The 12,051-nt window shown below is 42.5% G+C and carries 12 protein-coding genes; 7 read left to right on the plus strand and 5 right to left on the minus strand.

The annotated features are described in order from the left end of the window. Positions 1-9: 9 nt before the first annotated feature. Positions 10-672 (minus strand): class I SAM-dependent methyltransferase, encoded by a 663-nt coding sequence (locus LEP1GSC050_RS13405; RefSeq protein WP_010571720.1) that lies wholly within the window; start codon positions 670-672, stop codon positions 10-12. A gap of 199 nt (positions 673-871) precedes the next feature. Here LEP1GSC050_RS13405 and LEP1GSC050_RS13410 point away from each other — a divergent pair, with 199 nt between their 5' ends. Together LEP1GSC050_RS13410 and LEP1GSC050_RS13415 are read left to right on the plus strand one after the other, a co-directional pair. After that, positions 872-2,395, plus strand: coding sequence for a tetratricopeptide repeat protein (locus LEP1GSC050_RS13410; RefSeq protein WP_010571721.1), 1,524 nt, complete (start codon positions 872-874; stop codon positions 2,393-2,395). Next, positions 2,392-3,543 carry a tetratricopeptide repeat protein gene (locus LEP1GSC050_RS13415; RefSeq protein ID WP_010571722.1) on the plus strand — a complete coding sequence of 384 codons (1,152 nt, stop codon included), beginning with the start codon at positions 2,392-2,394 and terminating at the stop codon, positions 3,541-3,543. The genes LEP1GSC050_RS13410 and LEP1GSC050_RS13415 overlap by 4 nt, the downstream gene beginning before the upstream one ends. Before the next feature lie 11 nt (positions 3,544-3,554). Here LEP1GSC050_RS13415 and LEP1GSC050_RS13420 read toward each other — a convergent pair whose 3' ends face one another. Then, on the minus strand, positions 3,555-4,517 hold the full coding sequence (locus tag LEP1GSC050_RS13420; protein WP_020987640.1) for an alkaline phosphatase family protein: 963 nt from the start codon (positions 4,515-4,517) through the stop codon (positions 3,555-3,557). Positions 4,518-4,598: 81 nt separating this feature from the next. On the opposite strand from LEP1GSC050_RS13420, the gene LEP1GSC050_RS13425 reads away from it, so the two are divergent. The 5 genes from LEP1GSC050_RS13425 to LEP1GSC050_RS13445 are packed head-to-tail and all read left to right on the plus strand — an operon-like array spanning position 4,599 to position 9,085. Continuing rightward, a complete protein-coding gene (locus tag LEP1GSC050_RS13425) occupies positions 4,599-5,612 on the plus strand; it encodes a hypothetical protein (protein ID WP_010571723.1) in 1,014 nt (337 codons plus the stop codon). After that, positions 5,609-7,846: a hypothetical protein gene (locus LEP1GSC050_RS13430; RefSeq protein WP_010571724.1), complete on the plus strand. Its 2,238-nt coding sequence runs from the start codon at positions 5,609-5,611 to the stop codon at positions 7,844-7,846. Before LEP1GSC050_RS13425 ends, LEP1GSC050_RS13430 begins: the two co-directional genes overlap by 4 nt. A gap of 13 nt (positions 7,847-7,859) precedes the next feature. Next, positions 7,860-8,468, plus strand: a complete 609-nt coding sequence (locus LEP1GSC050_RS13435; protein ID WP_020987225.1) for a tetratricopeptide repeat protein — start codon at positions 7,860-7,862, stop codon at positions 8,466-8,468. Beyond that, entirely contained in the window at positions 8,469-8,672 is a 204-nt protein-coding gene (locus tag LEP1GSC050_RS13440) for a hypothetical protein (protein ID WP_010571725.1), read from the plus strand. Beyond that, positions 8,669-9,085, plus strand: coding sequence for a hypothetical protein (locus LEP1GSC050_RS13445; RefSeq protein WP_010571726.1), 417 nt, complete (start codon positions 8,669-8,671; stop codon positions 9,083-9,085). The genes LEP1GSC050_RS13440 and LEP1GSC050_RS13445 overlap by 4 nt, the downstream gene beginning before the upstream one ends. Here LEP1GSC050_RS13445 and LEP1GSC050_RS13450 read toward each other — a convergent pair. The 3 genes from LEP1GSC050_RS13450 to LEP1GSC050_RS13460 form a co-directional block, all read right to left on the minus strand. Then, positions 9,047-10,924 (minus strand): hypothetical protein, encoded by a 1,878-nt coding sequence (locus LEP1GSC050_RS13450; protein WP_020987492.1) that lies wholly within the window; start codon positions 10,922-10,924, stop codon positions 9,047-9,049. The genes LEP1GSC050_RS13445 and LEP1GSC050_RS13450 overlap by 39 nt on opposite strands. A 27-nt stretch (positions 10,925-10,951) precedes the next feature. Continuing rightward, entirely contained in the window at positions 10,952-11,386 is a 435-nt protein-coding gene (gene rpiB / locus LEP1GSC050_RS13455; RefSeq protein ID WP_010571728.1) for a ribose 5-phosphate isomerase B, read from the minus strand. Positions 11,387-11,457: 71 nt separating this feature from the next. Next, complete coding sequence (locus LEP1GSC050_RS13460; RefSeq protein WP_010571729.1) at positions 11,458-12,048, minus strand: hypothetical protein; 591 nt, start codon at positions 12,046-12,048, stop codon at positions 11,458-11,460. Positions 12,049-12,051: the final 3 nt, after the last annotated feature.

The raw sequence follows: 12,051 nt of genomic DNA on the forward strand, positions 1-12,051 counted from the left end.
TTTATTTTTCTAGGATCGAATCAATTCTTCCGAATACATTTCTTCCTCTTTTAGGTCATAATAACCGTACTCGAAATCGGATCCTGCCTGTATCTCCAACCCGTAAACGTTCTCGCTGATTCGCACACTCTTTATCACGTCCAGCTTATACTGCTCTGCAAGGAATTTCATTTTATCTAAAGAGATCTTGTCATTGATCTTAGGACCGATGGCGAATTCATTCTTAACCCAATCGAGAACGATAAGTTTTCCACCTTTCCTCATTGAACGAATGAGTCCGTCCATGGCTTGGCCCGGATCCGGGAAAGTCGAGAGTACAAGGGAAGCAAAGACTACGTCCGGGACTGGAATCCATTCCGGAAGAAGGGGGCGATCCGCCTTTTCCATATAAAAAGGAGTAAAGCGATCGATTTCTTCACGATTTTTCCAATGAAGAACTTCATCTAGGAGGTCCTGATTACATTCTGCACCCCAGATCCATCCTTCCTTATGGATCATTTTTAATAAATATTCGGTCCAGAAACCTAAGCCCATACCGAAATCCACCAAGTTCATAACATCTTTGAGTGGAAAATGCTTAAAAACTACTTCCGGAGGAGTGACATCCCTGCGCTTGCTTGAAAGAAGGAAATTCTGATAATCTAAATCGTAGTAATATTCCAGGTCGCTCATGGTTTTTAAAATCCGGTATTATGTCTGATTATCGGACGCTATCGTCAATCGGAATCGTAGAACGCTCCCTTTTTTGAGGAAATACCCTTTACAATCTAAAGACATGCCTTTATTTTTATTTTCCTCCCATTCTATGAAAAACCGAAGTAAAAAAACGGTTTCTTAGTTCCGATATGTATATACGGAACCCTATTCCCAAATGAAGACCCGTGTACGGATACTATTTTTCCTTTGTCTGCTCGCGGTTGCTGGTATAGCGGACGCTCAACAGCAGGAACTCATACGTACGGATACCGACCAATTCGGGGTTGCAGGATCGATTAATGTGGAAGTCCTTAAGGATGGAAAGTCGGTTAGAATTACTTGGGAGCCCCCTCGGGAAACCGGAGAAATTATTATCGCAAGAAACCCGAGCGTCATCGATACTCCGGAAAAATGTTATATTTCGGACTCTTTGGGGAAGTTCCCGAGCGGGATTGCCAACGGGGTAAATCAAATATACGATTATAACCTTCGACCGGGAACGTACTACTATGCTGTCGTTCTATCCCACCATGTTCGAAAAAAAGATTTAAAACTAGTTCCTAACCGAAATTTCACTACCATCCCGGTGGTTATCGAACAGTCTTCTAATCAGCCCACTTCCAATCTGAATCCGGACGATGAAAAAAAGAAGATCCTCTCCGATGACGCAAGAGTTACCGACATTGCCGTTAAGCGAGAAGGAAAATATCTTCGTGTTTCTTGGGAACCCTATCGATTGGGTATTCCGGGAGAAACAATTTATTCTATCTATCGATCGGCCGAGCCGCTTTCCAGTCTGAGCCTGATGCGTAAGGCCGAAAAACTCGCGGAAGTATCTCATCCTGAAAACTCGTTTCTAGATCAGGACTTAAATAAGTCTCAAACGATTTATTACGGCGTAACCGTTAGGCAAGGATTGAAGGAAGTCATACCTCTAATTCAAAATCAGTCATTCATACGGCAATTTTACGTTTATGATCAGGATAAACGTAAACAGCCTAACGAAGATAGTATTACCAAATCTGAATACTCCTTCGATGAAATGCATGTAAAGGACCTGAGTTCCACTGCGGTAAATGAAGGAATCCGCCTGGATTGGAAGGCTCCTGAAAATCCTGATGAGAATACCGTTTATTCCGTTTACCAAGCGACAAAACCCCTTTCCGGCGGAGTGGCAACCTTTTTAGGCGGTAATGTTCGGAAGTTAGGCGAGGTTACTCATCCGGAAACCAATGTGATGGTTAGAATGAAACCGTCCAAGAATACGGTCTATTTCGGCGTTACGGTTAAGCGCGGCGACAAGGAAGATTTTACTCTTTCGCAAGATCAGTCTTACGTTGCAATCGAGGGTTCTAATCCGTCAAACACAGTGCAAGATGAGACTCCGAAGGAAAACCAACCTGCGATCTCAAAAGATAACGTTGCATCCGATGAAGAATTAAATAAAATTCTTAAATCTACGTATTGGAAGAACGATTATTCGGAGGCGATTCGCCAGCTCGCTCCGTTTGAACAAGCGGATAATCAAGACGTACGGGGAAAGGCAAAATTCTTTACAGGGCTTTCTTATTATCGAAACGGGGATTTCAGAAAAGCGTTAAAGTATTTCGTGCAAAAAGAAGTAAAATCATATAATCCAGATCGAACCGAATTTTGGACAAAACATTGTCTGGCTAAGATTAGCGGAGGAAGGCATTGAACCGTTCCATTATACTAGTAACTGGTTTTTTATTTATATGCGCAGGTTTGCTAACCGGAATTTATACCGCCGTTATTCAGGATAACGAAGGAAACAATCGGGAAGTCCTTGAAAAAATTCGTGAGGGGGAGGAATTCTTAAAACATTCCAATCCTAAATCCGCCGAAAAAGCTTTGGATATTTTTTCGGAACTATCCGCTAAGGAAGTTTCGACTCAACTTGCATTTCGAATCAAATACGATCTTGGGAAGGCTCTAGAGAAGAGTAACGATAAAATGCTCGCTCTCGGCATTTATCGCGAATTGAATCAGAAAGACGGACTTTCTCGAGAAGAACGTGCTAAAGTCGCATACGGTCTCGGTAACTTGCTTTTAATGCTTAATCGGGACGAAGAAGGAAAAGGACACTTAGAAGAAGTGCTTAGAACCTCGAACGATAATAAACTTCGTTCAAATGCGTTGTCGGCTATCGCCGACTATTATATGAAGAAGGGAAATTACGACCAATCGCGAAAAAACTACGTTTTGGCGTTACAAGAGGATCCTGAAAACGTTAAAGCAAGGGTTCGATGGGGAAAATCGTTACGAAAAATGGGTAAAGATTGGTCCGCCTATGACGTATACGAAGATTACATACAAGCGGACGCCTATTTCGATCGAGATAAAATTTCGGTGGATTCGGAATTTCGCTCGGGGCTGCTGGAAAAAGGCAGGCAATTGTATTTTAGAAAACAATATTACGGGGCTATCGAGTCCTTTAAGAAAGCGCTGGATCTCGGTGTAAGCGAAAAAGCCAGGGAACAAGCATGGTATTTCATTGCGGAAAGTTACGACTCAATCGGTAAACCGGATTCGGCCATACAGTATTTAAATAAGATTTTAGAAAATGCCGATTCGACTATGGATCAAGCGGCGCTTTTTCGCAAAGGGACTATTTATTTTAGAGGTGGAAAGTACGAAAAGGCCGCTTCCTCCTTCCAGGAAGCTAACGATCGAAACCATGATAATGCCCTTGGCCGTAAAGCAGCCGCTTGGAAAAAAGAATCACTGGATCAGATCGAAGACAATCTGAATTATCAAGATGGAAACAAGGCGAAAGCAAAACCTTCCGATGACGGATCGTCGGATACGGACGACTGGAAATACTAGATTCGTTTCCGTTAACTGGCGGTTTGAATAAACTCTTCTTCCGACATTTCTATTCGGAATCCTAGGCAGTCATAAATTGCATGAGGAATGTCTTTTAGGGATTTGATCTTATCTTTCATTCGCTCGGTATATTTCCCGAACAGGATCGTCGGAACCAGGTTTGTCGTATGCACATCTACGGTTAAATCTTCCAAATTTCCGTGATCCGATGTGACGATCAATTGATCTTCATCCGGGTTCATTGCTTCGATTACACCGAGCAAAAATCCTTCCAAGTCTTGAATACAACGGTCCGCTCCACTCCAGTTCATTTTATGACCGACCTTATCGGTCAAAAAATATTCGTATATACAGAGAGTGTAATCCTTAATTGCGGGAACGATCGCTTTCCCGGTTGCATACGGGTCTTGCTTTTCCAAAACGGGGTCTCCCTTCTCGATATAATCTCGGCCGAATTTTCGCAGGAATTCTCTGCTGATATCCATATAAAGACCTTTACCGGCTCTAAGATCCTCCATTCCTTTCAGGGGTTTATTTCCGGCCATTTGAATTAATGTCGAAGCGGAGACTTGTCTCGGATTTTTTTTTACGTGATCCGAAAAACCAGGAGTATAACAATTTAGTAAGTCGGCTTTAAATCCTCGTTCCTCCAATACCCGGACAATGGAGTATTTAGCGATAATTCGTTTTAAGGTAAATGTCGGAAAGCCGCTCATATGTCGATTTAGGACCTGACAAGCGTTGATTCCTGTCCAGAGAGATGTTTGACCGGTGGCGCTCTGTGGTAATCCCTTTATGCCCATGCTTGCATCGGTCTTAATGTAAACTAGGTCTTGCAAGCGGGGCGGAGAGTCTTTCGGGATTTCCTTTCCGGCTAACGGAAGAAATACTCCGGTAGAGAATCGAGAAAACGGGTTTTTTTCGGGATCATTCTCACCAAAGCCGATTCCGTCGATAAATACATAAAAAATCATCTTACTTTTTGCCCGCTCAGTAGGCGGAGATCCTTAACATTTAGACTGATTCGAACGGGTAAATCGGCCGATACTAGAAAAGTGAACCCACGTTCTCATAGTCGGCGGATTCGAATTCTTTCCCTGATCATTCTATGTCCGCTGCTTCTTTCCATCCCTTTTTTTCCGTCGGCATGGAGAGAATCCGTTTTCTTCGCTCCAGTGCAGATCTTGAGTGCTTCTTCCCATTTTCGCAAAGCGAAACTTGCAAAAGAATTAATGACTCGGTTCAATGATACTTATTATGATTTAGGTCTTAGGATCGAATATATCATCAGAAAGAATCCTGACCCTAACTCGGAAAGCCAAGGAAAAGTACTCGGAAAAGATCTGCTTTCCTCGGGTGATTTTACCTTTGTCAGAATTTACGAAAGTTCGTACAGACTCATTTATTCTTCCGATCCGGAGAAGCTAGTATTTCATCCCGATCTTAGATTGGGAGGATTAGAAATCGCTCCGGGACATTGGGCGGAAGATTCGCAACGAGATCTACTTTACAGAAACTCCGAAGGGAGGCTTTACTTTCAAATTTCGAAAGAAGATGCTGATAGAATGATCGCTGCTTCCGCTGGAATTCGAAAATCGTATCTTCCACAGGATGCTTACCAAGGCTTTTTATATATAGCATTTCAAAGGAAAGGTCAAGAGATAGAAGTACTGGAGACGAATTTATCTCCCGATACCCCCTTACTTCCTTCGGCTGGGCCGGGTTCGAAATTCATATCCGATTCAAAAAAGGGCGGGATAGAAATGTACTCCCTATTATCCGAATCATCAAAGGAAAGAAAATTTTTCGACCGACCTACTTGGGAAAAAATTGCAAATGAGCGGACGGAATTATTTCTCAGCTTTCCCCGAAATTCACGAGTTCGAGAATTGTTGTTAATGATGGCGGCTTTGGGTGTTTCCTTTTTAGTCTTGCTCGGCGGTTTATTGGCGAGCAGCTTATTTTATTCGATTAGGACCGAAGCAAGATTCGTTGAACGAGAAGATTGGCTGAAATTGAAGTTAGAGTTATTAGGTTTATTCTCTAAAGTTCGGGATGGAAATCGATGATCGGAACTAAATTACGCTTACTTCTTGCATTTGCTTTTTTATTTTCTTTTTTGATACTTTGGTTAGAACCTTATTTTCCGGATGGAGTATTTTACCGATCAAAGCTCGAAATGGCATTCGCCTTCTTTAATAAAAATATAATTAACTTAGAAAATCAAATTCGTTCCACCGATCCTAGCTTGCTCGATACGAAGAATGTGCCTCTTCCAGTAAGAAGTTTCGCTATTTGGGATGCTTCGGATAATACAATTTCCTCCCCGGAACTCGATACGAATGCGTCAAAGCAATTACTTGTCCAAGCTTGGGAAGGAAACACGAGCAGGTTGCTTCCGTTAGGGAACGAACCCGTTTTCTTCGTTCCTTTATACGAAAAGCAGATTGCAGTTTTGGCTTTATTAGACAAAGAAAAGTTTTTTTTCGATTTTGACGGTAAGAAAGAATATTTCGTTCCGGAATTGAAGGTGGGGTCGTTTCGAGATTGGATTTTTGAAAGTGAAAGGACGGATCCAAGAAGGATTGTCGAAGAGCTTTTATATTCTTTGAAGGAAACGGGTGCCGATTTTAAATCGATCGATATCGGAGACAGGGAATATCGGGCATATTACGCGCATTTTCCCGAGGATAAATCGGGATTTATTCAGGGTTTCTTTCTTCTTATTCCCGCGGTACATTCTGAATTTATTATTTTGTTTCCGCTTTTCTTCGGACTATTGTTTCTTCTGGATATTTCGATTTTATTTTTACGAAAACGGTCGATCAAATTCTCCCATAAACGCGCCGATGTTTCCCAGCTTAGCCAACTCCTTGCCGAAAGAATCAAGGACGAGACTTTGAAGAAAATCGAGGCGGTTAAAAGACTTTCCGAGTCGAACGAGACAGGCGCTCCCGTTTTTGAAACGAAACCGCTTGCAAGCGGGACTTTTTACGTCTTGCCGTTTGATCTTCCCGAAAATTCATTTCTGACTCCGAAGTTTTTACGAGATCCGAAACCGGTTTCAACGACACAAGAGCTGTCTTCGATTGGGATCCGGGACGTAACTACAATTGTGGAACCGGATTCGAATTTATCGGAATCCGTTCAAAGAAAACGCGATTCTATCTTTACGGACGAGTTGGCCAAATTGGTTGATAAAGTCAGGTCCACGGGAGTTTCCACATCTATAGAGATAGAAGAGAAACCGAAAGAAACGGGTCTTTTAGCCAAAGCATTGCGTGTCACCGGATTAGCCGAAGTAGGTCTAAAAGCTGCGAGAGGCATCGCTCCTCAACATAAATCTAGATTTTTCTTATGGGCAAGAGCATGGTGGGGGATTCGTAAAACGGATCCGAACGAGGAAATGCCGTTATCCGATAGATTCCGCACATGGTTGGATCTGCAGCCTATTCGGGAAAAGCGTAAAATACTCGAAGTATTGGATGAAATTCACCAAGGTCTGGATACTTCTGTTTCTTCTCTTTTAAAATATTACCTTACGATTTTTTCGTCTTTGCACGTGAAGTCGTTTAGCATTCATTTCTATGATCGAAGAAGAGGCGCATATCAGCCTGCAGTTACGTATGGAATGCAACCATACACCCGTCAGAATATGATTTTTCTTTATGGAGATCAATTTTTGGGTCAGGAAAATAACGAAGTTTCAATTATCGATGTGACTGAAGAGAGGCGAAACGATCATTTTTTTATAAAAAAATTCGATCCTGCAGATCTAGATGGAGTGATTCGGATTATTTCTTTTCCGTTATTTAGATCAGGTTTGGATTTCAGGTTCTTTTTGCTGTTTCCGGATCCGCCGAATGCTGCGCTCGCCGAGCAGATTCGGGACTCCGTGGAAAAATCGATCGACCCGGTCGAGGACGCGTTTCTCCAACTTGAAATCGAACAAGCGTCCCATGCTATCCAGGACAAACGCGATCTTGTCCAAATTCAATTTTTACTTTTACGCTGGGCAACTCACGGCGAGAGAAGTCGTTGTAATTTGTTTAAAATTCGATTGAAGGGCCAACAAAATTACGATCTAACCGAGGATTGGAGAAAGAGAATTCTCGAAGAGGTTCAACCTTTATTAGGAACCGAGGACTATGCATTCGGGGTTTCCGCGGGCGAGATATTCGTTTTATCCCGGGAAAACATGAATGACGATTTGCAGAATATCCTACAAAGGATCGGTCTGCCTTTTGAAATCATTCATTTGCCGTACCCGGAGAACGGCAAAAATCTTTACACTTACATCTAAGGTATTTGCGCAAATGAATCTTTCGATTGGAAAGTTCTTCATTATAAGCATATTATTTCTTTTTTCATCTCACTTCTTGACGGCCCAGGAAGAGAATCGACGAGAATGGAATAAGGCGGCAAAACAGAAAATTTTAAATCTTCAACAGAACGGGCAGGAAGCGCAAAGTTTACCGTTTCTGGAAGAATACGTTCGGAAGAATCCGGCGGAGCTGATGTATAGATTGTATTTAGCGAGAGCTTTATTTTGGAGATCCGATCTTGAACTTCCCAAGCACGACGAAGATGTTTTTTCAAGAATGGAAAAAATCAAGAAAATCAGAGATAACTACCTGAGATCGGCCTCCATTTTTGAGGAGGCTTTAGGACATCTATCTAAAATTGCGCCGAGAGACCCGGATCTGGGTAAATGGTTTTTTTTATGGGCGCTGAGCGAATGGTATGCAGGTCGGGAAGATCGCGCGATACAAATTTTTAGAAAATCATTTAAATATGATTTTAGATTGAATCAGGCCAACTATAATATCGGAGCAATTTACGAAAGCCTAGGACAGCTAAAGGATTCGAAAATTTATTACGGAACCTACTTGAAAAATGAAAAGGAATTGAAAGAAGAGGAGTAAATGGCTCGAATTGAACGCAGATTTCAGATGCTCCTAACGGACGAGGAGTTCGACCTTCTAAAGCAAGAGGCGGATAAGCGGGATATGTCCGCGTCCGAATTGCTCAGAACCTGTTTCCGCAACGAAATATTCAGCTCCGATTCCTATCAAAGATTGGAAGCGCTAAAAGAACTTGCTAACGTCTATCCCGGAACCGCCAGTTGAAACTATTACTTAGCCGCGATTCGTTTCATGAACTGATCCTAGGTTCAGAAAATTCCAAAAAAGTGATTCGCGGCGCATTGGAAGCCCTTACAAAGAAAAACGTTTTATTCTATTTATCTCTGTCCGCCCTTGAAGAAATTCTTGAGAAAGAACCGGATTCAGTTAAGAAAGAAATACTTTGGACTCAATCGAAGAGTTTCTTTGTAGATCTTTTACCTTTGAGAAAAGAGGAAATTTCACTCGCCCTAAAATTATCTATTTCTAAAGAACTGGATTGGAAAAATTGGACCGACATAGCCGTGGCTTCCTTGCTGGATTTGGATGGGGTCTTGGCGAAGGATCCTAAGTACAAAAAACAGAGCCTGATAAAAGTTTTACTCGCTCAGGAAATAGACCTCGACGGCGTCGCTTAACGGACTTATCTGATCGAACCCGGTGACGGGATCGTAGAAGGAATTATAAGCGCCTACTTTAAAATAGAAAGTTAAACCCTTTTGCAAAAAGAGTAATTTCTTATCATAAGGATCTCGAGACGCTCTCTTTTTTTTAGACTTTTTGGTTGGCTTTGCTTCTTCCTGATTTTCGTCCGGAGATTCGGCGTTAAGACTGATGAGACGATTGTCTATGCATTGGCAGAGTCTTTGACCGCCGTTTTCCACCTGTTTAGGACAAGATGAATCGTCCCCAAGGATGGGATCCAAATATTCGCTCATAGGGTGTTTTTCGCGATCCTTGATCGAAAGCACTGTCATTTTCCCTTGCGCCAAATCCTTATGAGTGCCTTTTATAATTCCAACCATCCGATTCGGCCCGACACCGTAATGAATAACGTAACCCCCCGACTTCCCACGGACTTCACGTTCAGGATTCGGAATCCAACTCAAGCAAACTCTCGGCCCACTAGCGTCCGGATAATCATCGTCGGAATATGCGACCTTTAAGCCCATCGGTTTGACCGGAGGCAGTGTTTCCTTGTAAGTGAATATTATCCCTTCAAGTTCCGGGCTTATTTTGCCGCTGGCATCGGCCTTAAATTTAGCTTTGGCCTGATAGTATTTAAAAGAGGGGGCTTTTCCATTCCAGATTTTATCTAAAGGAATTCTATAAGTAAAGAATCTGGGCGGTCCAGTTTCTTCATCAGCACCTTCTCGCGATAGATCTTCTTCTTTATATTCTTCTAATTTACGCAAATCGATCGCTTTCCACAAAGGGGAATCTGCGGCTCTTGCAAACGGTTGTGCAGAAGACCGGAAATAAAATTCGAGAAAGGAGGATTTGGGAACTTTCGCTTTCAGGATGAGAGTTTCGGGAGTCGAATTCGTGTAACGAGTTTTGTATATCGGAGATATCGCCGTTCCGAATTTTGTTTCGGCTGTAAAGGCGGAACTATCGTACGTTTGGCCTTGGTAAGGAGTAGAGAGCGCCTCCAAATCGGGAGATCCTTTCGCGACGAGAAAATCATCGAGCCAACCGTAAAAATTTTCTCCGATAACAAACGGTGTTGTATCTTCCGGATGAAATCCGATTCGCGTAATAACCTCCTTTATCGGAACTCCAATTCGTTCGGTTTCTTTTCCGTTGATATAAAAAATAACCTCTCGCTGAACCGGTTTGAAATGAATCACGAGGTGATTCCATTTAGATCTGGAAATTCTTTGTCGCCCGACGATCCTAAATGAAGTAAAAGATTTATCTTCCTTTTGGAAAAAATTAGAAAGTTCTAAAATAGGAATTTCATCCTTAATCTTTAGATCCCAGCCGAATTTTTTTCCTCGCGTGTATAGACCCCTAGTTAATAGAACCGCTTCCTTATCCAAAGTTCCGGGGAGCAGAAACAAAGAAATATAAAATTCTTCCTTAAGATCAGAGCTAGTTAGAATGCCTTTCGTTCTGCCGGAGATCTTTATTCCCGATCTCTTGCCTGCAAAACGAGCAGACCGTTTGCCGGTATGAGCTTGTGCGGGATCAACCAGATAGGATGAAGAGAGAACTCGGTATCCGCCGGTTTTATCCTGAAGATTGGAAGCTTCATCTTCCTCGAAATCGAAAAATAATTCCGCGCCTTGCTTACGGTCTCTGGGAGAGAGTTCGATAAAATTGTTACCGCTTTCCGACTTTTGTAACCTCAAGTCTTTTAAAATAAAAGAGCTTAGAGAAAAGGAATTGGTCTCCGATTGGAGTACGGTAAATCCAAAAAGAAAAAAAAGACTTAAAAGAGAGAATTTACTATATGGTCCAATTATCTTTCGCATCCAGGCTCTCTCTTCCGGAAGAAATGTCTAGCTAATCGAGTCGAGTTGGCTTACACGTCTTTCGTGACGGCCGGCTTCAAATGTAGTTGAGAGCCATTTTTGGCAAATCCGGATCGCTAGTTCCTTTCCAAGAACTCGGCCTCCGAGCACTAAAACATTCGCATTATTATGACGACGGGACATTTCCGCAGTAAATTCGTCGTGACATAGAGCGGCGCGAATTCCTTTAAATCTGTTTGCTGCGATAGAGGCGCCGATACCTGTTCCGCATAAAGCGATTAAGCCGTCGACTTCTCCTGAGAGGACTTTTTTGCAAGCCTCACCGATGACGATCGGATAATCTACGGAAGATTCGTCTTTGGTTCCATAATCTACTATTTCTATCGAATTTCCTAATTCGTGTCTTAGGTATTCTTTTAGCTCGAAACCCCCGTGATCGGAGGCAATGCCTATCTTTTTCATGTCCTGACGTAAACGTACTGCGGGATTTTACGGGTTCAAGCAAATTCCGAATAAAGTCGGATTTTCTGATTTCACTCGTTCAGACTTTCTTTGAGAAATTCGGGTGCAGTTTGGAAGAACTCCCAATGTTGTAGAAGGAGAGCCAAATACAAATTCGCGAAAGTTTCAACAGGAAGAGGTTTTTCCGAAAGAGAGGCCCTTTCGGCTTCGTACAATCGGCTTAGTAATTCCTTTTTTGCCGAAAGAAAATTCTTTACCGACTTTTCTTCGAAGGCGGAAAATCGAAGGGTTCTTTCCTCGGAGAGGAGATGATTTTCGTAGTAAGAAAATAAAAGTTCCCGCGTCTCTTGGTGTCTTAGATGGTCCTCTAAAAGTTGAAGTTTCTCTTCTTTCGATAATTTAAGTTGATAAACGCAGTCCAAGCTTTGCCACAGAGATTTTGCTTCCTGCGAAGAAAGACGCTCGATCCAAATCGCCTTTTCTTCGGGCGGCAGCCTGGAGGTATAAAAATTTTTGATTTCCTTAGTCGGGCCTCCGGGGGAAAAGCAGGAAGCGGCTCGAGTAGAAGTCCGAAAATAAAGCGGCGCCGAATCCAAAACAGTCGAAACCAGTAGCAATATTCCCGAAACTAAGATTCGTCGGACCGTTTTCTTTACCGACATGAT

Origin of the sequence: Leptospira broomii serovar Hurstbridge str. 5399 (assembly GCF_000243715.2) — a bacterium.
GTDB classification, from domain to species: Bacteria; Spirochaetota; Leptospiria; order Leptospirales; family Leptospiraceae; genus Leptospira_B; species Leptospira_B broomii.